Origin of the sequence: Shewanella sp. 38A_GOM-205m (assembly GCF_000518445.1) — a bacterium.
Taxonomy (GTDB): domain Bacteria; phylum Pseudomonadota; class Gammaproteobacteria; order Enterobacterales; family Shewanellaceae; genus Shewanella; species Shewanella algae.
This window is the reverse complement of sequence record NZ_JADP01000001.1, coordinates 253,704-276,898: the sequence shown is the minus strand read 5'-3', so window position 1 is coordinate 276,898 and position 23,195 is coordinate 253,704. Positions and strand designations below refer to the sequence as shown.

Genomic DNA, 23,195 nt, shown 5'->3' with positions numbered 1-23,195 from the left:
CTCAGCCCACCACTTGCGGGATCCTGTGAACCATCTCGATAAAGAAATCCATCATGGTGCGCACCAGCCAGTGACCGATAAACATCAGTGCAAACAGGGTCATCAAGAGCCTGGGCAGAAAACTCAGAGTCTGTTCGTTAATGGAGGTAGCCGCCTGAAACACTGCCACAATCAAGCCTATAATCAACCCGGGCACCACTATGGCCGAAACCATCATCACGATCACCGCCAGGGCTTCGCGGAAAATGTCGATCAGTGACTCGGGAGTCATCTGCGCCTCCTATAAACCGAAGCTGCCGGCGAGAGTGCCCATCACCAGGGTCCAGCCATCAACCAGTACAAACAGCATGATCTTGAACGGCAAGGAAACAATCATGGGGGATAACATCATCATACCCATGGCCATCAGAATACTGGCCACCACCAAATCCAGCACCAGAAAAGGCACAAACAGCATAAAACCTATCTGGAATGCGGTCTTGAGCTCACTGGTGATAAAGGCCGGGATCACCACTGTCATAGGAGCATCTTCAGGGTTGTTGATGTTCTGGTAGCCGGAGATCTCAATAAAGGAGTTGAGATCCGTGGTGCGGGTTTGTGACAACATAAACTTTTTCAGCGGCGATTGTCCGGCATCGAATGCTTGCTGCAAGGTCATGCTGTCATTCATGTACGGCTGCACCGCGTCATCATAGATATGGTCAAACACAGGCGCCATGATAAAGAAGGTCATAAACAGGCTCATACCGATAAGAACCTGATTGGAAGGGGTTTGTTGCAGGCCTATAGCCTGCCGCAGGATAGACAAGACCACTATGATACGGGTGAAAGAGGTCAGCATGATCACCATGGCCGGCAGGAAACTCATGGCAGTCATCAGCAGCAGGATCTGCATGGTCACCGAATACTGAGTCGAGCCATCCGGCCCGGTAGTCACGGTTACCGCCGGAAACAATGCATCCTGAGCCTGGGCAAAGCCCGGCAGCAGCATCAGAGGTAATAGCAGCAGTGGCCAATATTTCATGATGGTTTCACCCTGGCCTGCCTGAGCTTGGCGGCGAAGCTCTCATTGTCTATGGTCACCGGCCGCTCCAGCTTATCTACCAAAGAGACTTGCGCCGCGGTGACTCCCAGCAGGTATTGCTGCCCATCCAGTTCCACCAATACCAGCTTCTCTTTCTGCCCGAGCGGGGTAACTGCCAGCGTCTTGATAGCCGATTGGCTGCCCGGCACCAGATTGAGGCGTTTCACCAGGTAGGCCAGCACAAAAATCAACGCCAGCACCAGAATAAGCCCGCCCATCATGCTGGCCATGGTCGCCAGGCTGCTGCCACCGTCGTGAGTCAAGGCGGTAGCCGCCTGGGTCGTCGTTTGAGTCATGGCCACCGGCTTATTTGAGTTTCTTGATACGTTCGGTCTGGCTTATCACATCAGTCAGACGAATACCGAACTTGTCGTTGACCACTACCACTTCGCCGTGGGCAATCAAGGTGCCATTGACCATCACATCCAGAGGTTCACCGGCGACTCTATCCAGCTCCACTACCGAGCCCTGATTGAGCTGCAACAGATTGCGGATACTGATAAAACTGCGCCCCACCTCCATGGAGATAGTCACGGGGATATCCAAAATGGTATCCAGTTTGGCGGCTTCCTCTTCAGACAAGGGTTTGGCATCGCTCTTGAGCTCATCCAAATCAACCGCCTTGGCCTCCTCTTCAGCCTGCTCGGCCATGGCGGCAGCCCAATCGTCCATCTCTTCAGTACTCATTCTCTATCACCTTATATATCCGAGATATCCTTGGATTTACCCTTGCGGGTTACCAGCTGCAGTTCGGTCTTGACCGTTTCCGGACGCGGGATCTTGTCGCAGATCTTCAGCGCCAGGTTTTCCCTTACCCGCCCCAGCTTACATCTGTAGGTAGGCAAGTCCTCAATCTTCATCACTATATGCTCAGGCAACTCAACCGGGATCACATCACCGGCCTTGAACTCCATTACTTCCCTGAGAGTCATCTCTTTTTCAAGCAGACGTGCATCCAGCCCCACTTCGACATCCATGATCTCGTCTTTCAGCGCCTGAGACCAGCGCATATCGGTATCTTGCTTATCGCTTTGAACCCCGGCGTCCAGCAGTTCCCTGATGGGTTCAATCATAGAATAGGGCATGGTAATGTGAAAATCGCCACCGCCGCCGTCCACTTCAATATGGAAAGAGTTGACCACTACCACTTCGGTCGGGCTGACAATGTTGGCCATCGCCGGGTTAACTTCTGAATCCAGATAATCGAATTCGACATCCATCACAGGCGCCCAGGCATCTTTGTAATCTTCAAAGATAATCTTCAGCAACAGCTGTACTATGCGCCGCTCTGTCGGGGTAAATTCCCGCCCTTCGATCTTGGCATGAAAGCGGCCATCGCCACCAAAGAAGTTATCCACCAGAATAAACACCAATCTGGCTTCCATGGTAATCAGCGCCGTCCCCTTGAGTGGACTGAAGCGCACCATATTCAAACTGGTGGGCACAAACAGAGTGTGCACATACTCACCAAACTTGAGCATTTGCACGCCGTTAATGGAGACTTCGGCTGCCCGGCGCATCATGTTGAACATGCTGATCCGCAGGTGACGGGCAAAGCGCTCGTTGACAATTTCCAGGGTCGGCATCCGGCCACGGACGATACGATCCTGGGAAGAAAAGTCATAGGATTGGGCGTCGTGTCCCGACTCCTGGGCATCCTCTTCTTCGACGTCGTCCACGCCATGAAGCAGCGCATCAATTTCGTCTTGGCTTAATAAATCACTCACGATATTGCCTTCGCCTCTTGTCCCTGTTACTGCATCACAAAGCCGGTGAACAGCACTTTCTCAACGACTTTACGGCCGGTAACCGGTTGCAGTGTGTTTTGTACATTGAGCAGCGCCAACTGTCTGAGCTCATCCTTGCCTGCCTGGCTGCTGAGCTTTTCAACATCGGCACCGCTGAAAGTGGTCAGCAGTGCATCTTCAATCAAGGGAATATGCTTCTTGAGAGTGACATCGTCATCGCTGCCACGCACCATGAGCTGTACCTTTATCTCCACCAACCTGGAACGGTTGGCCCCCGGCAGGTTGAACAGAAATGGTCTGGGCATGGCCACATAGAAGGCTTCCCTGCTGTTATTGGCCTGAGCTTCTTCGGTTACCTGCTCACCTTCGGCCGCATCGACCGCAGTGTCATCTGAACCGCCCAGGAAAAACCACAAGCCAGCACCGACCAGCAGCAACACCACCAAACCAATGCCGCCGAAGATAAAGAGTTTCTTTTTGCTTTTGGGCGCCGGCGCCTCTTGCAGCTCAAGCTCTTCTTGCTCTGCCATTCTCTACCCTTTCCCTTAATCAACCGCAATGCCCGCGGAAAAATACCATCCCTATAGGTTACCTGCTCAGGCGTAATAATCTATACCCGAGCCATAACTTGTTGTGTGATTTGTGCTTTGTGCCGTTTCTTCGGCGGAAATTTCACCATTGGCACCCTCTTGGGCAAAACCACCTCCATTGCCACCTTGCTGCTCGCCTTGCTCCCGACCACCTTGAGAGATGTGGCTATCGGCCAGGTTCATTCCCTGCTCCTGCAGCATTTCTCTCAATCTGGGCATGGCCTGTTCCAGCATATCCCGGGTTTGTGGTTGGGTGACATGGAACTGCACCTGAGTCTGATCACCATGCACCTGAACTCTGACCATCATGGCTCCAAGCTCTGGTGGGTCGAGACGAATCTCAGCCTGCTGCACACCATTACTGACCATGGTAATCAACTGCTGCCGCATCACGGGGGCAAAACGCTGCACCATATCGGCGGTTTGCAGTGATTGCTCCATCCCCTGCCTCAAGGACAGTTGATATTGGGCCATCTCTCCCCTCTGGGGATGCTGTAATCCCTGTTGATGCAGCTGTTGCTGGAATGGGCTGATATCTGTCTGGGTTGATGCAGCATCGCCCTTGAGCGCCTGATGTATGGCGTCACTCACGGGGCTTCGTACCTCGGCAACAGTCTGAGCACCTTTCACCTCAGCCTTGAGTAAGCTGGCGAGAACATCCTTGGCTGCAGCTTTGTCACTCTTGCCGTCAGCGCCGACAGACGTTGCCGCCGCGGCCACCGCAGCACCCAACTTGCCGGCAGTATCTGCCTTGGCCTTATCGGCAATTGCGCTTTGCGCCAAGATCTTGTCACTCTTTTCCTCAGCGGCATTGAGCACAGCTTCACGAACCACTGCAGCCATACCATCCTGAGTCGCCGCCTTACGCGTTGCCTTATCAGCATCCGGCCAACCCATTTGTTGCTCGCCTTCCTGAGACTTGGCCTTTTCCGCTGTTGCAGCCGCCTTGTCGAGAGCCAGCAAAGGAGCATCGATAGTTTCATCCTCTGCTTTGCTATCGCCTTTGCTTGCCGCTTTCTCATCTGTATCGTCCAGTTTGGCACTGTCTTGTTCACTCTCGTCGCCTTCGTCAGCGGCAATCATCTCTGCGCCGTCCAGACTATCTGTCACTACCATGCCAAGCTCGGCACTCCCCTGCTTGAGGTTTTCCAAGAGCTTCATCTGCTCTTCGGGAGACATGGCCTTGATCTCATCTTCTTTGAGCCCGGTGAGAGCGGCAATCTGTTTCAGCAGGCTCACCTCATCCACTTCGGTGACTATGGTTCCGTCTTCAGACGGCAATTTCTTGCCCATGGCTATCTGCCCCAGAATAAGCGAGACATCGACGGCCTGCTCAGCTTGGGCACCTTCTCTGTTAAGACTGCCAGCGCTAAATCCCGGCTTGGCGCCTTGCGAGTCGAACGAAAACTTAGCCTGCGCCTGTTGATAAGCGGCGAAAAAAGCTTCGTTATCAGTAGATTGTAGTGCATCTGTGGCGGCGACTCCCTTGCCGCCCGCATTGCCGATCAGGATATTGGATAACTGCTGCATGCCTTCCTCCAGCACCTAGGCCCTCAATAGATAAAGATAGGCCGAGTCAGAATTAATGTCTCTGTCTCAAACAAAGCAAAATTCACGCCAACAAAAAATATAGAATGAATATTAAGGAATTGTCCGGGAATGGATGTCGGAATGGGCTCAATGGTTGAGCTTGCGACGGAAAAACTGCTGGGAAGCAAACTCATCGATGAGTTTCTGCTCTTGTTTGGCGGCTTTGGCTTCGGCCTGCAGGGCTTTTTTCTCCAACAACATCTCCACCGCCTTACGCTTTTGCTGCTTCTCCAGCCAATATTGCTGTCTATAGCCCCGCTGCTTATCGGCCTCGGCGACCACGGCAAGTTGTTGCCCTATGGCATCATCTACCTGACGCACAAATCGATGAAACTGCTGGTAATAGGAGGCGCCAATGCTCTGCCCCTGCTGGGCATCGAGTTGCTTCATATAGTCGAGACGGTATTCCTGCAGCGCCTGCAGCTGAGATTTACGCCTCTGGCATTCCATTTGCGCGGCTTTAAGCTGCAGCGCCGCCTGCTCTTCGGCTTCGACCGCCAGTTTCAACACTGTGTGCAAAGGATCGGATTTAGCCATCTGTAGTATTATTCCTTAAAATTGCCTGCCTTACGGGCCTTAACCCGGCTCTCTATTGAGATCAGGCTCCCCTATTGTCACTGCATTTTTGTCGAGCACGCAAACTCCCGCACTGAATGGCATTACACCTTACATTGGGCAGCAAGCTGCCCCAACATTTGCTGGCAATCGCTGAAACTAATGGCATCGCGCATCCCCTGCCGCAAAAAGGCGTTCATGGCGGGTTGCAGGCGTATGGCGTTGTCGATACGCGGATCCGAGCCTTGGGAATAGGCACCAATGGAGATCAGATCCCGGTTTTGTTGATAGAGCGAATAAACCTGCTTGACGCGCCGCATCGCTTCCAGGTGCGCCTCGCTGATCACCATAGGTGCCACCCGACTGATGGAAGCTTCAATGTCTATCGCCGGATAATGCCCTGAGTCGGCCAAGGCCCGTGACAACACTATGTGACCGTCCAAAATGGCCCGCGAGGCATCGGCAATGGGATCTTGCTGATCGTCCCCTTCGGTAAGCACAGTATAGAAGGCAGTGATCGAGCCCTGCCCTTCACCGCCATTACCGGCGCGCTCCACCAAACGGGGCAACTTGGCAAATACTGAAGGCGGATACCCTTTGGTTGCCGGCGGCTCACCGACCGCCAGGGCGATTTCCCGCTGCGCCTGGGCGTAACGGGTCAGGCTATCCATCAACAGCAGGACGTCATAGCCGAGATCGCGAAAATACTCGGCTATCCGAGTCGAGGTTTCGCAGGCACGAAGGCGCATCAAAGGGGAGGTATCGGCCGGGGCGGCTATGACCACAGAGCGGGCCCGCCCCTCTGCGCCCAGGATCTCTTCGATAAACTCTTTCACCTCCCTGCCACGCTCCCCCACCAGGCCAACCACAATAATGTCGGCCGTGGTGCCGCGGGTCATCATGCCAAGGAGCACACTCTTACCCACGCCGGAGCCGGCAAAGAGCCCCATACGTTGGCCCTTGCCCACGGTAAGCATGGCGTTGATGGCTCTGACGCCTACATCGAGCGGTTCGGTAATCGCCCGTCTGGCCAAGGGATTGATTGCCGGGCTATGGCGCGAGGCTTGTTCGTCTGTGTGCAGGGCGCCCATACCATCGAGTGGCTGGCCATTACCGTCCAGCACCCGACCAAGAAGACTCAAACCGACGCTGAGCCCGGTTTGTTCACCGAGCGGCATCACTTTGGCTCCGGGCAGCACGCCCCTGAGTTCTTCCACCGGCATCAGATACAATAGCTCATCGTCAAAACCTATCACCTCGGCAATAAGCTTACCCGCCATGGTATCTATGGCACAGAGACTGCCGACCGGCGCCCGGCAACCACTGGCTTCCAGCGTCAGGCCAACTACCCGCACCAACTGGCCGCTGGCAACAGCTTGAAACGGCGCCTGCTTTTCTGCCAAGTGTTTGAGTTCACTCAGCAGTTGGCTTCGGCGCTGCTGCATCATGAGTGTCTCCTTCGCTGGGCTGTTCGCCCTCTTGGCTTGCGTTCTCGGCCTTGTCGCTCACTGCGGCTTCATCTGCAAGCGTTTGCTCCTGCTCGCTGTCCTGTGGCGGCGGGCTTGGCCTATCGTCTATTGCGGCCTGCTGCTGGGCGGCCTTTTTCGCCAACATGGATTGTTCGGCTTCAAGATTGGCAAACACCCCTTCCAAACGGGTTTCCAGGCGCATATCCACTTGCGAGCGTTGGCTGTCCACCACACAATCGCCACGATTGAGGCCGGGATCGGCTTCCAGTGTCCAGCGGTTACGTGTCAGTTGCTCTTCACCGTAGAGCTCGCTGACCAAAGCCATATCTTCAGGGTGCAAACGCAGATTCACTTTCTGCTCTTTGAGTGGCAGGGCATCTATCCCTTGCCTGAGCGCCGCCAGTATATGTTCCGGGTGGGTCTTCAGCTCATGGGCTATGAGGTTGCGCGCCAAAGTGCCGACCAAGGTCAGTAACGATTCTTCTATCTGGGTATCCAGCAGCGCCAGCGGCGCCTCGAACTGAGCTAGCAAGGCATCGAAACGCTCTATCATGGCGGCGGCCTGTTGCAAGCCTTCTTCCCGGCCTTGCTCAAGCCCCTGGGCAAAACCTTCACTGTGGCCCTGCTCCAAGCCCTGAAGACGGCCTTCCTCCAGGCCTTTGGCCAGCCCTTGTTCCTTGCCTTCGGCAAAACCTTCCTGCTCGGCTTGCTCGCGGATAGATTCGATTTCAGCCAAAGTCGGTGGTGATACAGCCTCTTCGGCGGTCTTGGGCTCTATACGTCCAGGCTTATAGCCAAACAGATTACTCGGCTTAAGCGGCATGGCGTCACCCACATCGGGCAACTGCCAATTAACAAACTCGTCCGCTTCATCCGGCGGCAAAATGTTGTGGGACACCTTTTTGTCTGTCATTCAAACTCGCCTGTCAGAGGAATTCTTCACTGCCGCCGCCACCGAGCATAATCTCTCCGGCATCGGACAAGCGACGGGCGATGGACAATATCTCTTTCTGGGCCACTTCCACTTCGCTGATACGAATTGGCCCCATGGCCTCGAGATCGTCACGCAGCAATTCGGCGGCACGTTTGGACATATTGCCGAGGATCTTTTCCTTCAATGGCTCGTCGGCGCCCTTGAGCGCCTTCATCAGTACATCCTGCTGCACTTCCCGCAGCAGCGTCTGAATGCCACGGTCGTCGACATCTATAAGGTTTTCGAACACGAACATCAAGTCCTGGATCTGCTGCGCCATCTCTTCGTCGGACTCGCGCAGGGTTTCCATCAGTTGGCTCTCCACCCCGGTATCCAGGTAGTTCATAATGTTGGCAGCAGCCTTCAAGCCACCCATCTTGGCGGCCTGGGCGCCACCCTGACCGGCAAACTGTTTCTCCATGATGTCGTTAAGCTCCTGCAGTGCTGCAGGTTGCACCTCTTCGAGGTTGGCGATACGCATCATCAAATCGAGACGGGTGTTTTCAGGGAACTGGGCAAAGATTTCCGCCGCCTGATCCGGTTCAAGATAGGACAAAACAATGGTTTGGATCTGCGGGTGTTCGTTTTGGATAATAGTCGCCACCTGTCTGGCGTCCATCCACTTGAGCGAGTCGAGGCCTTTGGCGCCACTGCCCATGACAATCTGCTCGATAAGGTTACCGGCCTTGTCTTCACCCAACGCGGTAGTCAGTGCCTTACGCACAAACTCTTCGCTGTTAAAGCCTATGGAGGAGTATTTCTGGATATCATCCAGAAACAGCTTGTGAACCGCAACCACCTTCTCCTGGCCGAACTCCTGCATGGCCGCCATGGCCATACCCACCTTTTGAACCTGTTTGGGTTCCAAGTGTTTGAGAATAGAGGCCGCATCGGCTTCACTGAGACTCAGCAACAAAATGGCGGTCTTCTCAATCCCGTTGAGATTCTTGACGTCGAAGCCGCTCTCGGCTGGTTTATCCGCTTTTTTTTCAGGCATCTTCTTGCAACCAGTTCTTCACCACTTGGGTGGACAGTTCAGGTTCATTGGCCACCAGAGCACGTATGGCCTTAATCATATCATCATCTTTGTGCAGATCCGGTATCAGAATCGAACCGTCATCGGCATAGCTGTATTCACTTTCAGGGCGGTTGAGCATGCCCAGGGTGTCGGCAGCGTACTGATCTTCAATATCTGCCAGCTCGTGCCCCAGCGCAGGTTCATCCGGCATATTCTGGCCATCGGGGTAGATGAGGCGCTTGAGCATGGGACGCACCACGAACAGGATAAGCACCAAAATCACCAAGGCACCTATGCCGAGTTTCATCGCCCGCCAGAACCAGGGCTGCTCCCACAGAGGTGGCTCAGGCAGGTCTTCAACCAGCTGATCCATAAAGGGCACAGTCACCACTTCTATCATGTCGCCCCTTTGGCTGTTGAAGCCAACGGCGCCTTCCAGCAAGCGACGGATATTGGCCATCTCTTCACCTGTGCGAGGCACTCTGGCAACCTGCCCATTTTCACCGGCAGCACCTGCCTTGTAGTCGACCGCCACAGAGACACTGACCCGGCGTACCACACCTATCTGCTGACGGGTATGGCTGATGGTGGTATCCAGCTCAAAGTTACGGGTCGCTTCCCTATGGCTGTTGCCTGAAGTAACACTGCTGTTTTCTGCGGCATCGGCAGCGTTTTCAGGAATATTGGACTCCATCGGCGGCTGATTGGAAAGGGCTCCGGGGATACCGCCACTGCTGCCACCAACGCTGTTGTTTTCCACTGTCATTTCACTGCGAAGTGATGGCAGATCCGGGTTGAAACGTTTGGCAGTTTGCTCGACTGCGGTGAAGTCCATGCTGACATCCACCTGGGATGTGAAGTTTTCCGGACCGAGGATCGGCATTAGAATCGAGTCAATCTTGGTGCGGTATTCGTTTTCTTTTTGCTGCACCAGCTCAAGCTCGCGTCTGGCGCGGGCAGAGACCCCATCCTGACTGCCTGAGTTCAGCAAGCGGCCGTTGGAGTCTGTCACTGTAACCCGGCTGGGTTCCATGCCATGAACCGCAGAGGCAACGATATCGACTATCGCATCAACCTCTTCCTGCCCCAAACCGCCCCTACGGGTATTGACCACCACAGTGGCACTGGGTTTGGCGCGATTGCGGGCGAACACATTTTCCTTCGGCAGCGCCAGGATCACCTTGGCACGGCTGACACTATTGAGCTCTTCAATCGCCCGCGCCAAGTTCATCTCCTGACTCTGTTTCAGCCTGGCCTGTTCCATCCGCTGACTGACACCAAAGCCGGAATCCTGGCTCAGATAATCCTTGGCCTCGGCGCTGGAATCTATGCCGGCGCGGCTCAGCATCATCTTCACGTCCTGATACTTGTCTTCAGGCACAGTGATCACATCGACTTCAATCTTGTACGGTACCCGGTTCTTATCCAGCACATCGAGTACCTGCACCATCTCCTGGGTATCCATCTTGCCCAGTGGCCGATATTCTGGCTCCTGGGCCCAGATCATCACAAATACCGCCAGAGCCAGACAGATAGCCAATGCCAGGATCATGGTGATCTGCCGCAGCATATCCACTCCCCCGAGGGAGCCCAATACACCCGACTTGTTTTCCTGTTGGACCCCTTCCAGCGTTGTTCCACCGGCGGAAACATTGGATCCTGCTACTAATTCTGTGCTCACGGTGCGTTCCTGTTATCCGGGATCTGTGATGCAAGCAAGCCTTAAACAGGCATGCTCATAATCTCTTTGTAGGCTTCGACCAGCTTGTTGCGCACCTGCACTGTGGCCTCGAATGCGACGCTGGCTTTCTCGCGGGCAATGACAGTGTCAGACAGAGACACTGTGGTATCGCCCATCTCCAGCCGGGTGGCCAGATTGGATGATGTGCTTTGCAACTCACTGACATTGCCTACGGCCTGGGCCAGTAATTGGCCGAAGTCAGTTCCTGTGGTATTGCCCACCTGGCGTACAGGCGAAGACTGAAATCCCGTTGGGGCAATTTCACCTTTAAGTGATTGCATTTCTTGCAATAAAGAATTGGCACCTATTTGCATCTTCTCACTCCTGTCGTCAGCGAATTGACGAAAAATCTGGGTTACCAGACTCTATGCAATTAGTTTGCCAAAAATGGAATAGTCAAAGTTAAGCTAGGTAAACGCCCTGAATTCCCCCAGGGCCTGAGGAAAAACAATGGAATTGGAAAGCGGCCGTCAGGCCGCTTTGGAGATGACTCAGGCGGGCACCTCTATGCCCATCTCGCGCATGCGCGCCATCTTGTATCTGAGAGTGCGGGCACTGATCCCCAATTTCTCGGCCACCAGTTTGCGACTGCCCTGACACTGGGCCAGAGTCTCGAGAATAATCACATGCTCCTGAGCCTTGAGCTCATCACCGAGCGCCTCCGGTGTTTCCGGGGCCGTGGTCTCTCCCAAAGCAACATCCTGCAAATCGATAATAATATCGCCCGCTTCTATCTGCCCTTGACTCAAGATCAACGCCCGCTGGATCACGTTATCCAGCTCACGGACATTCCCCGGCCAGCGGTAGGCCAACAAACGCCGCACTGCAGCATCACTGAGCGCTGGAACCGGGTTAATCGCCGCATTTTCAGCGTGACGCGCCAACAGATGTTTGGCCAACGGGATGATATCCGCCGGTCTTTGGTTCAGTGCCGGCCAGGCAAGCGGAAACACATTGATCCTGTAATAAAGGTCTTCGCGAAACTCGCCCTTGGCCACCATCTCTTTCAGATCCCGGTTGGAGGTTGCCAGCACCCGGACATCGAGCTTGATGGTCTTGCGCCCCCCCAAACGTTCAACCTCGCGCTCCTGCAGCACCCGCAGCAGCTTGGCCTGCAATGCCAGCTCCATCTCGGAAATTTCATCGAGCAACAGAGTGCCGCCATGAGCCTGTTCAAACTTACCGGGGCAAGCCTGATAAGCCCCGGTAAAGGCGCCTTTCTCGTAGCCAAACAAGGTGGCTTCCAGCATATTTTCCGGGATGGCGGCGCAATTAATCGCCACAAAAGGCCCGTCAGGCCTTTGGCTGTGCTGATGAATGTAGCGAGCCAGCACTTCTTTACCCGAACCGCTGGGGCCACTTATCATCACAGAGGCTTCTGAGGCGGCCACCCGTTGCGCCAGTGCCAGCAAGGCCAGGCTCTTTTCATCGGCCACCACTGGGCCGCCGCTAACCACCTTGGGGCGTAAATAGCGACTCACCTGATTGAGCAATACCTGAGGGGCAAACGGCTTGGCGAGATAATCCACGGCCCCCAGCTTGATTGCGCTGACGGCATTGTCGATGGTGGCATAGGCTGTCATCAACAGGATCGGCAGCTGCGGATGTTGCTGACGCAGATAATCCAGCAGCCCCATACCGCCGATACCTTCCATCTGCACATCGCTTATCACCATATCAAAACGATTACCTTTCAAAGCGGTTATCGCTTCTTCGGCGCTGGCGACATCGACGCACTCATAACTGGCGAGCAGCAAGGTATCGAGCAGTGCTTCCCGAAGCGCGGCATCGTCTTCCACCAACAGAATTTTTGCTTCGCTCATGCCGTGCCTCCTTGAGAGTCTGTCGTTAACGGGAATGTCAGCGTGACGGTGCAACCTGCACCCAGCTTACAGCTGAGGTCCAATTTGCCGCCGTGGCTGCGCACCACTGACTGCACCACCGCCAGCCCAAGTCCTGTGCCCTGACGCTTGGTGGTAAAGAAAGGCTCCAGCACCTGCTTTTGCATCTTGCTGTCCAGGCCCTTGCCGTTATCTATCACATCAAGGCGCAGTGTCTGATCGCAGCTCAGGCGCAAGATGACTCTTGTGGCACCGGCTTCCAGGCTATTGATCACCAGATTATTGATGGCAGAACTCAAGCCATGAAGATTGACCTGCATCTCGCTATCACCTTCAATTTGCAGGCTCAATTCAACGTTTTGCCTGGCAGCGATGGGCTCACAGTTGGCCATGACTTTTTCCAGCACCGTCGAGAACGGCACTCTGTCGCAGGCTTCCTCTTGCTTACCTTTGGCAATCAACAACATATCATTGACCTGCTGCTCCAGCTCGGAAAGCCTTTCGAGCAATTTGCCCTGAAAACGCTCTCTGGAGCCGGCATCCAGCCTTGGACTGCCCAAGTTGGCGGCATAGAGTAAAGCGGCAGACAGAGGGGTGCGTATTTGATGCGCCAGAGTGGCGACCATTTTCCCGAGCGCAGACAAGCGTTCAAGGTGGGAAAGGTTTTGCTGCAACAGTCGGGTTTCGGTGAGATCGGTCAGCATAATCAGCTGCCCCTGCTCCGGGGTCAGAGGCGTAATCGCCAGCTTCACCCGACGGCCATTACGCAGGGAGACTTCATGACCATCGTCTTTTTGCGGCGCAAAGGCGCGATTGATGATAGTCAGCCAGCGCTGACCAACCAGAGGAACACCCAACAAAGATTCGGCAACCGGGTTGGCTTCACTGACCAAGCCGTCACCGTTTAGGATAACGACGCCCGAAGGCATGGCCTGCAGAATATGCTCCATACGATTGGACATATTGGCGGCTTCCCTTACCGGGATCCATTCGCGGCCATGATGAGAGATGGTTTCGAGCTGAGCCAGTGGGCTTGCAGACATATTAACCCCGTCAAAAATAAGATGCTGACAGGGTTAATGCAGAGTTTATGCCAATTTAAAAATCTAAATTATCAGTAGCTTAGTCTTTACTCATGCCGTATTTGCGCATTTTCTCCACCAAGGTGGTGCGGCGAATACCCAGCATTTCAGCGGCGCGGGCAACGACGTTGTCCTGCTGATCCAGCGCCTGACGTATCATGTCGATTTCCAATTCGGCCAAGAGATCCTTGAGATTGACCCCTTCCGGAGGCAGCTCACTGGGAAAACGGGTCTCTGGCAAATCGACCGGCTCTTCGTCATTGAAGATGGATGCCAAGGCATCACGCTCCAGTTGCTCTTCACTGACCTCGACCGAATACTCGGGCACATCGATATGGCGATACTTGACCGGCAGGTCGTTAACATCGACCAGGCCGCCCGGATAGAGGATTGTCAACCTTTCTACCAGATTGGACAGCTCGCGGACATTGCCCGACCAGGCGTGTTCCTTGAGAGAGTCGATGGCGCGTTGGGTAAAGCGCACCCGTCCCTTGCCTTCGTTGAATACCCGACTGACCAACTCCTGCAGCAGCAACGGAATATCATCCCGACGCTCACACAGAGGTGGCATTTCGATGGGGAACACATTGAGGCGATAGAAGAGATCTTCGCGGAATTCACCACCTTCAATCATGGTTTCCAGATCTCTGTGGGTCGCAGCTACCACTCGCACATCGGCGGTAATCGCCTTATTGCCACCCACACGTTCAAATACTCTTTCCTGCAGCACCCGCAGCAGCTTGACCTGCATCTGCAGCGGCATATCACCTATCTCATCGAGGAACAGGGTGCCGCCTTCGGCCAGCTCAAAACGTCCCTTACGGGCACTGATAGCACCGGTAAAGGAGCCTTTCTCATGGCCAAACAGTTCACTTTCCAACAGCTCAGGTGGAATGGCACCGCAGTTGACCGGAATAAAAGGGCCATCGCGACGCTCTGAAAGATAATGAATATTACGGGCGACCACTTCCTTGCCGGTACCAGAGGGCCCGAGCACCAGCACAGTGGCATCAGATCCCGAAACCTGGTTAATCAGATGGCGCACATTGGCAATGCCGTCGCTGCGCCCTACCAGGCTGCGGAACAGCTTGGTCTGGTTGGCACTGGTTGGTACCTGTGGCCGCTTGACCTGACCAAAGACCTGGCAAAAATGCAACAGTTCGGTCAGTTGGGAATAGCTGAGGGGTTCTTCAATCTTGCCGAGTAGATTGGAAGGATTGGCATTGCTGTGCCCCAACAGCAACATAGGCTGCCATGGCAGTTTAAGCATCAGCGACTGCAGCGCCTCGTCCTCTATGCCGTCACTGACCAATATCATGGCCCGACATCGAGTTTCCGGAGATTGCGCGTCGATAGCCTCGGGAGCCACAACTTCCACTTGCTCACCAATAAACTCTAAAACACAAGATAAGCGACTGGTGCGCTCAGAGGGGTTTCCGACAAGTAAAATTCGTTGATCTGTATGCATCATTCAGTGGGCCGCTAAGCTTTGGCAATTATGGATTCGCATTAATTATTAGTGTTAGTTGCTCTGGAAAGTCTGGCAATGCTTTCTTCACATACTCAGCTAAATTTGTAGCAATGCTGAATATTGTATTATCGGCACGATATAAGCAAGCCTAGGATGGCTTTTCTGCCTAACCCTTCCTGATTTTAGTCCAAATTCAGCACTTAAGAGCCAATATCGTCAATTAAATGGCGCAAGTCAAAAAGGCGCCAAAGGCGCCTTTATCTCGAATGGTTAATAACTCAACGGTTTTCTTCGTGAGCCGTAAGGTGATGTTTATCAGCGGGAATGGCATCCCAGGCTTCTTTGATGTCCCGCAGCACGGCCGCAACATCATCCAGCGCCTGAACATCATTATTCAGATTGGCCTCAGAGATACGCCGCAGCATAAAGTCGTAAAGGTTGCTGAGATTCTTGGCTATCTCACCACCGGCTTCCATATTCAGGCTGTTGCTGAGACCTGTGATAATACCAATCGCCTTGTTGATGAAAATTCCCTTGGACGACTGGTCGCCTTGCTCTATGGCGTAACGACTCTGGGCAATACGCTCCAATGCGCCGTTGAACATCAACTGAATGATCCTGTGCGGTGATGCAACTGAGATTTCACTCTCCAATGACACCTTACGATAAGACTGTAGCGACCCTCTCATAAATACCTACCTATTTGCATCTATAGACTTGTAAACATTGACCTGACGTTTGTTCTGACTCCTGAGCGCCAATAGCTCCTGCCTTTGTTGGCGTATCGCTTTGGCATGCTGCTCAAAAGTGGCAGTCAGCTCCAATTGCTCCTCTAGCAACTCAGGACTCTGCACTTCCTCTATCAGGGTCTGGAGCAAAGTTTGACGCCTGCTTACCAGCTCTTGCAAATTAGAGACCAACTCGTCAGTTTTTTCATCCTCGGCGGGAATTGTCAGTAAACAATCCAGAGCCCGGCGCAACAATTCGTTGATCTGATTCAGTTCTTCAGTTACCTGCATCTTTTATCCCAATCAGCTACTCTTCTTGACGACACCCGGCAAGGAGTTCAGGGCACCGATAACGTTCTGTCCCTGTGCTGACAACTGGCCAACCACCAGATCCATGGCGTTGAACTGCTTGGTCAATCTGGCTTCCAGCAACTCCATTTTAAGGGCAAAGGCCTCACGCTGATCCGCAAGACGTTGCTTATCGCCGGTATAGGCCTGATTGCGGGTGTCTATTACACCGCCGGCCTTGACGTAGGTCGTGGCCAATTCATCCATGGCGTTGGCTAGGCCGGTATCCTTGGTGGAAAACAGCGCTTCGACCCCGTCCATATTGGTCTTGATGGCCTCATCAAGCTTGGCATCATCAATCGAGAGTTTGCCATATCTGTCGGTTTTAATGCCAATATCATAGAGTGCAATAGTACCGTCGGCCGTCGCCACCCTGTCACTGATCCCGGAGCGTAACTGAGATTCCAGTGAGCGGATCATGGAGTCCCCCTGCAGCGCTGCAGCCTCTTTTTTGTCTACATCATAGGCCGAGAGCTTTTCTATCGAGGTGATCAGGCTGTTGTAGGCATCAACAAAACCTTTGACGTTTTCTTTAACCGCATCGGTATCCTGAGCTATGGTCAGCTTGGTGGTCTTGTTGACATCAGCATCAGTGAGGTTGAGCGTCACGCCGGGGATGGCGTCTTTCACTTCATTGGATTGGGAAGTCAGCTTCTGGCCGTCAATATAGAGTACGGCGTTGCTGGCAGCCTGGATCTCTTCAAGATTACCGGCACCAAACATATCTGAAAGCCCAGTGCCTGAAGTATCAGTTGCGGTTACGCTTATCTGGTTATCCGTGCCTTCTTTGTCGGAGCTGAATACCAAACGGCTGCCGGCATCACTGGTGATGACAGTGGCGGTAACACCCGAATTATCGGCATTGGCATTCACTTTTTTGGCAATATCTTCAAGAGAATCTGTGGCTTCCACATCGATGCTGAAATTCTCGCCATTGACCGCAAATTGTAGGCTTCCTTCACCGACCGCGGCACTGGCATCGGCGGTGGCAGCACCGGCAACCTTGTGTTGCTGTGCCAAGGCCTCAATCTTGATGTTGTAGGAGCCGGGCAAAGAGTTTTTACCTGCAGTGGCAGTAAAGAAGTCTTCGTTGCCCAAGGTGACAGTACGTTGATTCAAGGCGCCGCCATCCTGGAGCTTTTTCAGCGCATCCTGGAACTTGGACAGCTGGCTCTTGAGGGTTCCTATGGCAGAAACCTTGGCATCTATCGTATCTTCGGTCTTATTGAAAATCGCCTCTTTAGGCACTTTCTCGGCGTCAACCAAGACCTTGACTATCTCGGTAATATTGAGCCCCGACCCCAAACCTGTTGCTGTTAATGCCATATCAACCTCTATCTCACGTTAAGCCTTTTAGGCTTCCGTCTTCATCAGCAGTCCTGCTACTTCTGAAAGTTTAGCAGCCAGCTCCAAAGCTTCCTCGCTGGGGATCTGTCTTATCACATCCCCTGAGTCTACATCCATCACGCTGACAACGTGAGTACCGGATGTTTCGTCCACTTTGAATGCCAGTCCCTTGCGCATCATAGACATGGTATTGGAGAGTTCTTCCGCCACCTGCTGCAGCTGCTCGGGATCTTGCTGCGCCTCCTTGTTCTGCTCCGCCTCATCGACCGGCTTGAGCAAGGCTGTCGCCTCGGTTTCCGCGTTCTTGGGGGCAGCTTCTTTCAACTGTCCCGGCTTCACTTCTGTCCTCACTGGGACAGCATTGGATAAGGTAGTAACTTCCATCGCCTATTCTCCACTCAGTTGACCTAACTGCCTTCAATATCTTCCTTCCATGAATGCAGCAAAGGGAGATCCGTTGCCGAACCTCCCTTTTACTGACGCGATAGCTAACCTGAAAGATTACAGCAGTGACAGTGCAATCTGTGGCAACTGGTTAGCTTGGGCCAGCATGGCCGAACCTGTCTGTTGCAGCACCTGGCTCTTGGTCATGGCAGAGGTTTCTTTGGCGAAATCCACGTCCACGATACGGCTCTTGGCGTCGGCAACGTTGGCCTGAGTGTTGGCGCTGTTGCTGATGTTGTGTGCCAGACGGTTCTGGATGGCACCCAACTCGGCGCGTTGTGAGTCGATGTTCTTGATAGCGGCATCGATCTTACCGATAGCTGAGTCACGACCAGCAGAAGTCAGTACAGTCAGAGAGTTAACAGAGAGAGTACCAGCGTTGGTGGTCTTCACTTTAACTGTTACATCTTCGCCATCCTGGTGACCTACCTGGAACTTTTTACCGGCAGAGAAGCTACCTGTCATCAGCTTGGTGTTACCAAAGGCGGTAGTGTTACCGATAGCTGTGATTTCAGTTGCCAGCGCATCCATTTCGTCTTTCAGCGCCTGCAAGTCAGCAGTACTGTTGGCACCGTTTTCAGACTGGATGGCCAGGTCACGCATACGTTGCAGCATGTTGGTCTGCTCCTGCATCGCACCTTCAGAGATCTGGGCGATGGAGATAGCGTCGTTGGCGTTACGCATGCCGACTTCAAGACCTTGCACCTGGCTATTCAGGCGGTTAGAAATCGCCAGACCTGCAGCATCATCTTTAGCACTGTTGATACGCAGACCACTTGACAGACGCTCCATTGAAGTAGCCAGGCTACCGTTGGAGATGTTCAGGTTTTTCTGAGCTTTCAGTGATGTTACGTTGGTGTTTACTGTAATAGCCATAATGATTTCCTCTTTACCTGGCTTGGAAAACTAGCCTGTCTTCGTTTGAGCCAGGCGGGTCTTACTGGTTACAGTATCTTTAACGGCACCCCTGTTTTGATCTTTAGTCATTTTTTTCAAAAAATCATCAATTCTTCTTAACTCAATGATTGTTTGAGAAAAATAATATCGCCAGTGGTGATGAAACCACTGACGATATTGCCATTTCCACTCGATTAGCCAAGCAGAGAAAGCGCGACCTGTGGCAATTGGTTGGCCTGTGCCAGCATGGCGGAACCCGTCTGCTGCAGTACCTGGTTCTTGGTCATGGCCGAAGTTTCCTTGGCAAAGTCCACATCCACGATACGGCTCTTGGCATCGGCAACGTTAGCCTGAGTGTTGGCACTGTTGCTGATATTGTGGGCCAGACGGTTTTGCACCGCACCCAATTCAGCGCGCTGGGTATCTATGTTCTTGATGGCGGCGTCAATCTTGCCAATGGCAGAGTCACGACCGGCAGAAGTCAGTACCGTCAGCGCATTTACCGACATTGATGCGGCATTATTGGTTTTGACCGTCACTGTCACGTCTTCACCGTCTTGGTGACCGACCTGGAACAGCTTGCCACCGGAGAACTCACCAGTCATCAGCTTGGTGTTACCAAAGGCTGTGCTGTTACCGATAGCGGTGATCTCATCACGCAGCTGATCCATTTCATCTTTCAGCGCCTGCAGATCGGCGGTGCTGTTGGCACCGTTTTCAGACTGGATGGCCAGGTCACGCATACGTTGCAGCATATTGGTCTGTTCTTGCATCGCGCCTTCGGCAATCTGGGCGATGGAAATCGCGTCGTTGGCGTTACGCATGCCCACTTCCAAGCCGCGAACCTGAGAGTTCAACCGGTTGGAGATAGCCAGACCCGCGGCATCATCCTTGGCGCTGTTGATCCTAAGACCACTGGACAGGCGTTCCATAGAGGTCGCCAGGTTACCACTGGATATGTTCAGGTTCTTCTGTGCCTTCATCGAGGTCACGTTAGTATTAACGGTAATAGCCATGTTGAGTTCCTCTTCCTAGTTTTAGCGCCAAGACTCGGAGCTTGGCTAAATTTGTTAACAATTTATCTGACAGACGGGTAGGTCTTTGCTTTCTGTTAAATAAAGTCAAACAGGGAAACAGAACCCACTCTGCTGAACACATTTGAAACGGCGTTCAACGCCAGCTGCTGTTTTTGAAACTCGGTTATCGCCGAGGCGTAATCGAGATCTTCCAGCAGTGACAATGCCGACTTATTCACCAGCTCTTCCTCTGTATGATTGGAGCTGTAGCTTTCGAGGCTTTTGAGATTATTCCCGGCCACCCCTCTGGCCACACTGAGCTGATTCAAGCCGCTATCAACGTTATTCAATAACTGTGCCAACTCAGCTTTTCCTTCCGGGGTATTGACCCGGTTGGGATCCTCCAGCAGATCGATTGCCTGCTGAATGGTATCGAAAATAGGTACCTCGGCATCGGGCTCCATGGTGAAGTAATCCCCGCCAGCCGGCGTGCCGTCCAGCTTCACCTCAATGCCATTGAAACTCACGGGATTACTGGCATCGAAGTTGGCCACATTAGCCACCGCAGTGCCACCCGAGTCCAACACTTCCAAATCAACCCCACCGGCACCATTGTCGGTAAAGTTAAAGGTGTAGGTATCGGCCACATGAGCCGCGGGGTTATCTATCTTGGCGCTGAGTACCCTGAAGTCCCCGGTTTGAGAGGCCAAATAATTGACGCCATAGTCACCCAAACCATTGGGCACCTTCATAAAGGCCGAGTCCCCTGGGATGTTGGTGCCCATGGCAACCCCTTGAGCCACCAAGGCGTCACGAACGCCGCTGTCACCGCTGTAAACCATGTTGCCGCTGGCATCAAAGGCAAACGGCTGAGTGTCTGTGCTGTACCCGGAGAACAGATAGTTGCCTGACTCATCCTGGGTATTGGCAATACTCATGAGTTCATCCAGACTGCCGCGCAGCTCATCGGCAATCATTTGCCGCTCTGACGGTGCCAGGGTGCCATTTACTGCACGCAACATTTGCTCTCGAATGCTGGTAACCAGAGTTTCGGCACTGCCGAGCTTGCTTTCCGCCATCGACAAATGATTCTTGCTGTAGTCCACATTCTTGAGATACTGCTGCACCAGCGCGTTTTGCTGATAGAGATTGTCTATGCCAATAGCCGCAACCGGATCGTCACCGGCAGTGTTGACCTTTTTACCGCTGGAGAGCTGCTCGAGGATCCTGTTGGTATCCGTTTGCTTCTGCAGAATGCTGTTTAAGTTCTGCTGGTACATCTGTGAAGTTGAAATACGCATCTCTCAAGCTCCTATCGAACCGAACTGAACAAAGTGTCGAACAGGGTATTGGCTGTGGTCATGATCCGTGCCGATGCCTGGTAGGCCTGCTGGAACTGCATCAAGTTGGCCGCCTCTTCGTCCAGGTTAACCCCGGATTCCGACTGCACCCTGGCATAGGCCTGGTTGTAAATGGCCTCCGCCGAACCGGCCCTGACCTGGGCGGATTTGGTTTGACTGCCAATATCCAGCTTGGTCTTTTCAAACACATCTCCCAGGGTCGACTTACCATTGTTCATTATCTTGCTGTCACTGAGCTTGGCCATGGCCACGGCATTGGTGTTGTCACCCGGCGCAAAGCTGAGATCAAAAGTGAAACTCTCACTGCCGCCACTGCTGCCATCGACTTCGAAGGTAAAGCCAAAGGCGCTGATCTGCGGCGGAGTGCCCGCAGCCGTCCCGGTTGCCAAAGAAGCGCCGTTGACATCAAAGACTTCATAGGTAGGCGGATTGACACTGGTATCCAGGGTGAAGGTCAGCTCACTGTCAGTCACGGGGAAGTTAGCCGCGCTTCTGTCATCTATGCTGACCAACTTCACTGAAGTGCTGCCTGAATTACCTGTCCCGGCGGTGATTTTCGGCGCCGCAGCGGCAATGCCCTTGGGATCGGACATCACTACACCTATGTTGGCTGCCGCATTGGCCGTTGGCCGTATTTCAAACCTGTCACCGGCGGCCATGGCACCGGCGTCGATATTGATACTGAAACCGTTGGCGCCTTCTAAAGTGTTGCCATTGAGCGTCAAGTTGGTCACGGCTCCCGTCTTCATATCCTTGAGTTCATAAGTACCGGCGCTGGTATAGTTCAGCTCATAACTGCTGCCGGACAGGGCGCCGACATCATCGATATTAACGCTCAAAGAAGCTGTGCCCGGATTACCCGAATAGGCGCCGACACGGCCGGCGGCAATCACAGGGTCATTGATATCGGTAAAAATAGCTTGTCCCAGCTCGCCATTGAGATCGAAACCCTGGGACTGCATCTCGTTAAAGGCATCGGCAATCCCCAGCGCCAACTGCCCCAGCTCATGGCTGGCGGGCATCAGGGTGTTGTCACGAAAATCAAATAAGGCGCCCAGTTGACCACCAAGCTTGGCGGGGTCTGCCTTCAATTCACTGCCACCAAGGCTATAGGTCAGCTCAGGCTCATTAGGGAAGGGGTCACCTGTGGTCACGCCCATGGTCATGGCCACTTCACCGGACACCAGCATAAAGGAGCTGCCCAGCATGATGGAGCGGGCACCGTTTTCCAGCGGGATCACATTGACTTCGGCATATTGGCTCAATTCCTGGATCAGGGCATCTTGCTTATCCAGCAGCTGCGCATCGTTACCCGGCGTCTTCATCAGTTCAAGATTGATCTGCGCCATCTCTTTACTGATCTCATTGATCCTGGTGGTAATGCTTTCAATCTGATCATTGGTTTGCTGCACCTGACCACTCAGATGGCTCTGCATCTGATTGAGATTCTGCGCCAGTTGCGAGGCCGAGTTGAGCACAGAGCCGCGGATCCCCAGATCAGAGGGCAGGTCAGCCAAGCTGTTGAGGCCGGAGAAAAAGTCGTTCAATGAGGCTGGCACCGCCTTGCCTATTTGGGAGAACAGCTGATCCAGCTCGCTGAGCTTGGTGTAGCTGGCCTCGGCGGCACTGAGCCCTGTTTGGCCGATACGCAGCTCTCTGGCGGCATAATCGTTGTAAATACGCTTAACTTCCTGCACATAGGTACCTGTGCCATAGAAGTTATTGCCAAGACGCATTGAGGTGGAGGTGCCCTGAATTGCCACCTGACGGTGATAGCCTTCGGTATTGACGTTGGCAATATTGTTACTGGTCACCCCCAATTGTGATTGGGCGGCCAGGATCCCGCTGCGGGCTATACTGAACAGATCCATAGACATGGGTTATCGCTCCTG

General features: G+C 53.5%; 24 protein-coding genes. All 24 read right to left on the bottom strand.

What is annotated here, in order from left to right:
* Position 1: 1 nt before the first annotated feature.
* Positions 2-271: a flagellar biosynthesis protein FliQ gene (gene fliQ, locus N512_RS0101260; protein ID WP_025887440.1), complete on the bottom strand. Its 270-nt coding sequence runs from the start codon at positions 269-271 to the stop codon at positions 2-4.
* 9 nt (positions 272-280) lie between these two features.
* Entirely contained in the window at positions 281-991 is a 711-nt protein-coding gene (gene fliP, locus N512_RS0101255) for a flagellar type III secretion system pore protein FliP (RefSeq protein WP_231473482.1), read from the bottom strand.
* A 29-nt stretch (positions 992-1,020) separates the two neighbouring features.
* On the bottom strand, positions 1,021-1,380 hold the full coding sequence (fliO, locus tag N512_RS0101250) for a flagellar biosynthetic protein FliO (protein WP_025011068.1): 360 nt from the start codon (positions 1,378-1,380) through the stop codon (positions 1,021-1,023).
* Between the two features lie 10 nt (positions 1,381-1,390).
* Positions 1,391-1,771, bottom strand: a complete 381-nt coding sequence (gene fliN, locus N512_RS0101245) for a flagellar motor switch protein FliN (RefSeq protein ID WP_025011067.1) — start codon at positions 1,769-1,771, stop codon at positions 1,391-1,393.
* A gap of 11 nt (positions 1,772-1,782) precedes the next feature.
* Positions 1,783-2,811: a flagellar motor switch protein FliM gene (fliM, locus tag N512_RS0101240; protein WP_025011066.1), complete on the bottom strand. Its 1,029-nt coding sequence runs from the start codon at positions 2,809-2,811 to the stop codon at positions 1,783-1,785.
* Positions 2,812-2,837: 26 nt separating this feature from the next.
* Positions 2,838-3,362: a flagellar basal body-associated protein FliL gene (fliL, locus tag N512_RS0101235; protein WP_025011065.1), complete on the bottom strand. Its 525-nt coding sequence runs from the start codon at positions 3,360-3,362 to the stop codon at positions 2,838-2,840.
* Between the two features lie 66 nt (positions 3,363-3,428).
* Positions 3,429-4,952, bottom strand: a complete 1,524-nt coding sequence (locus N512_RS23655; RefSeq protein WP_051472586.1) for a flagellar hook-length control protein FliK — start codon at positions 4,950-4,952, stop codon at positions 3,429-3,431.
* Positions 4,953-5,099: 147 nt separating this feature from the next.
* Positions 5,100-5,549: a flagellar export protein FliJ gene (gene fliJ, locus N512_RS0101220; protein ID WP_028779132.1), complete on the bottom strand. Its 450-nt coding sequence runs from the start codon at positions 5,547-5,549 to the stop codon at positions 5,100-5,102.
* Between the two features lie 122 nt (positions 5,550-5,671).
* On the bottom strand, positions 5,672-7,012 hold the full coding sequence (gene fliI / locus N512_RS0101215) for a flagellar protein export ATPase FliI (protein WP_028779131.1): 1,341 nt from the start codon (positions 7,010-7,012) through the stop codon (positions 5,672-5,674).
* A complete protein-coding gene (gene fliH / locus N512_RS0101210) occupies positions 6,981-7,949 on the bottom strand; it encodes a flagellar assembly protein FliH (protein WP_028779130.1) in 969 nt (322 codons plus the stop codon). The genes fliI and fliH overlap by 32 nt, the downstream gene beginning before the upstream one ends.
* A gap of 13 nt (positions 7,950-7,962) precedes the next feature.
* Positions 7,963-9,006 carry a flagellar motor switch protein FliG gene (fliG, locus tag N512_RS0101205; protein WP_025011061.1) on the bottom strand — a complete coding sequence of 348 codons (1,044 nt, stop codon included), beginning with the start codon at positions 9,004-9,006 and terminating at the stop codon, positions 7,963-7,965.
* Positions 8,999-10,708: a flagellar basal-body MS-ring/collar protein FliF gene (gene fliF, locus N512_RS0101200; protein ID WP_051472585.1), complete on the bottom strand. Its 1,710-nt coding sequence runs from the start codon at positions 10,706-10,708 to the stop codon at positions 8,999-9,001. The genes fliG and fliF overlap by 8 nt, the downstream gene beginning before the upstream one ends.
* A 41-nt stretch (positions 10,709-10,749) precedes the next feature.
* The gene (fliE, locus tag N512_RS0101195) at positions 10,750-11,082 is read right to left on the bottom strand and encodes a flagellar hook-basal body complex protein FliE (RefSeq protein ID WP_025011060.1); all 333 of its coding nucleotides are present in this window, start codon (positions 11,080-11,082) and stop codon (positions 10,750-10,752) included.
* 177 nt (positions 11,083-11,259) lie between these two features.
* Complete coding sequence (locus tag N512_RS0101190) at positions 11,260-12,591, bottom strand: sigma-54-dependent transcriptional regulator (protein WP_028779128.1); 1,332 nt, start codon at positions 12,589-12,591, stop codon at positions 11,260-11,262.
* The gene (locus N512_RS0101185; RefSeq protein WP_028779127.1) at positions 12,588-13,652 is read right to left on the bottom strand and encodes a sensor histidine kinase; all 1,065 of its coding nucleotides are present in this window, start codon (positions 13,650-13,652) and stop codon (positions 12,588-12,590) included. The genes N512_RS0101190 and N512_RS0101185 overlap by 4 nt, the downstream gene beginning before the upstream one ends.
* 79 nt (positions 13,653-13,731) lie before the next feature.
* Positions 13,732-15,162: a sigma-54 dependent transcriptional regulator gene (locus N512_RS0101180; protein WP_028779126.1), complete on the bottom strand. Its 1,431-nt coding sequence runs from the start codon at positions 15,160-15,162 to the stop codon at positions 13,732-13,734.
* A gap of 278 nt (positions 15,163-15,440) precedes the next feature.
* Complete coding sequence (gene fliS / locus N512_RS0101175; protein WP_025011058.1) at positions 15,441-15,851, bottom strand: flagellar export chaperone FliS; 411 nt, start codon at positions 15,849-15,851, stop codon at positions 15,441-15,443.
* A gap of 6 nt (positions 15,852-15,857) precedes the next feature.
* Complete coding sequence (locus N512_RS0101170) at positions 15,858-16,181, bottom strand: hypothetical protein (protein WP_025011057.1); 324 nt, start codon at positions 16,179-16,181, stop codon at positions 15,858-15,860.
* Between the two features lie 12 nt (positions 16,182-16,193).
* Positions 16,194-17,564: a flagellar filament capping protein FliD gene (gene fliD, locus N512_RS0101165; RefSeq protein ID WP_028779125.1), complete on the bottom strand. Its 1,371-nt coding sequence runs from the start codon at positions 17,562-17,564 to the stop codon at positions 16,194-16,196.
* A gap of 27 nt (positions 17,565-17,591) precedes the next feature.
* A complete protein-coding gene (locus tag N512_RS0101160; RefSeq protein WP_371872775.1) occupies positions 17,592-17,924 on the bottom strand; it encodes a flagellar protein FlaG in 333 nt (110 codons plus the stop codon).
* A 162-nt stretch (positions 17,925-18,086) separates the two neighbouring features.
* Positions 18,087-18,905: a flagellin N-terminal helical domain-containing protein gene (locus N512_RS0101155; RefSeq protein WP_025011055.1), complete on the bottom strand. Its 819-nt coding sequence runs from the start codon at positions 18,903-18,905 to the stop codon at positions 18,087-18,089.
* 215 nt (positions 18,906-19,120) lie between these two features.
* Positions 19,121-19,942: a flagellin N-terminal helical domain-containing protein gene (locus N512_RS0101150; RefSeq protein ID WP_025011054.1), complete on the bottom strand. Its 822-nt coding sequence runs from the start codon at positions 19,940-19,942 to the stop codon at positions 19,121-19,123.
* Between the two features lie 95 nt (positions 19,943-20,037).
* Positions 20,038-21,243, bottom strand: a complete 1,206-nt coding sequence (gene flgL, locus N512_RS0101145) for a flagellar hook-associated protein FlgL (RefSeq protein ID WP_028779124.1) — start codon at positions 21,241-21,243, stop codon at positions 20,038-20,040.
* 11 nt (positions 21,244-21,254) lie between these two features.
* The gene (flgK, locus tag N512_RS0101140) at positions 21,255-23,180 is read right to left on the bottom strand and encodes a flagellar hook-associated protein FlgK (RefSeq protein WP_028779123.1); all 1,926 of its coding nucleotides are present in this window, start codon (positions 23,178-23,180) and stop codon (positions 21,255-21,257) included.
* Positions 23,181-23,195 lie beyond the last annotated feature (15 nt).

Coding starts and splice junctions, on each gene's coding strand:
- fliQ (WP_025887440.1), bottom strand. CDS start 271: ATGACTCCCGAGTCACTGATCGACATTTTCCGCGAAGCCCTGGCGGTG.
- fliP (WP_231473482.1), bottom strand. CDS start 991: ATGCTGCTGCCGGGCTTTGCCCAGGCTCAGGATGCATTGTTTCCGGCG.
- fliO (WP_025011068.1), bottom strand. CDS start 1,380: ATGACTCAAACGACGACCCAGGCGGCTACCGCCTTGACTCACGACGGT.
- fliN (WP_025011067.1), bottom strand. CDS start 1,771: ATGAGTACTGAAGAGATGGACGATTGGGCTGCCGCCATGGCCGAGCAG.
- fliL (WP_025011065.1), bottom strand. CDS start 3,362: ATGGCAGAGCAAGAAGAGCTTGAGCTGCAAGAGGCGCCGGCGCCCAAA.
- N512_RS23655 (WP_051472586.1), bottom strand. CDS start 4,952: ATGCAGCAGTTATCCAATATCCTGATCGGCAATGCGGGCGGCAAGGGA.
- fliJ (WP_028779132.1), bottom strand. CDS start 5,549: ATGGCTAAATCCGATCCTTTGCACACAGTGTTGAAACTGGCGGTCGAA.
- fliI (WP_028779131.1), bottom strand. CDS start 7,012: ATGCAGCAGCGCCGAAGCCAACTGCTGAGTGAACTCAAACACTTGGCA.
- fliH (WP_028779130.1), bottom strand. CDS start 7,949: ATGACAGACAAAAAGGTGTCCCACAACATTTTGCCGCCGGATGAAGCG.
- fliG (WP_025011061.1), bottom strand. CDS start 9,006: ATGCCTGAAAAAAAAGCGGATAAACCAGCCGAGAGCGGCTTCGACGTC.
- fliE (WP_025011060.1), bottom strand. CDS start 11,082: ATGCAAATAGGTGCCAATTCTTTATTGCAAGAAATGCAATCACTTAAA.
- N512_RS0101190 (WP_028779128.1), bottom strand. CDS start 12,591: ATGAGCGAAGCAAAAATTCTGTTGGTGGAAGACGATGCCGCGCTTCGG.
- N512_RS0101185 (WP_028779127.1), bottom strand. CDS start 13,652: ATGTCTGCAAGCCCACTGGCTCAGCTCGAAACCATCTCTCATCATGGC.
- N512_RS0101180 (WP_028779126.1), bottom strand. CDS start 15,162: ATGATGCATACAGATCAACGAATTTTACTTGTCGGAAACCCCTCTGAG.
- fliS (WP_025011058.1), bottom strand. CDS start 15,851: ATGAGAGGGTCGCTACAGTCTTATCGTAAGGTGTCATTGGAGAGTGAA.
- N512_RS0101170 (WP_025011057.1), bottom strand. CDS start 16,181: ATGCAGGTAACTGAAGAACTGAATCAGATCAACGAATTGTTGCGCCGG.
- fliD (WP_028779125.1), bottom strand. CDS start 17,564: ATGGCATTAACAGCAACAGGTTTGGGGTCGGGGCTCAATATTACCGAG.
- N512_RS0101155 (WP_025011055.1), bottom strand. CDS start 18,905: ATGGCTATTACAGTAAACACCAACGTAACATCACTGAAAGCTCAGAAA.
- N512_RS0101150 (WP_025011054.1), bottom strand. CDS start 19,942: ATGGCTATTACCGTTAATACTAACGTGACCTCGATGAAGGCACAGAAG.
- flgL (WP_028779124.1), bottom strand. CDS start 21,243: ATGCGTATTTCAACTTCACAGATGTACCAGCAGAACTTAAACAGCATT.
- flgK (WP_028779123.1), bottom strand. CDS start 23,180: ATGTCTATGGATCTGTTCAGTATAGCCCGCAGCGGGATCCTGGCCGCC.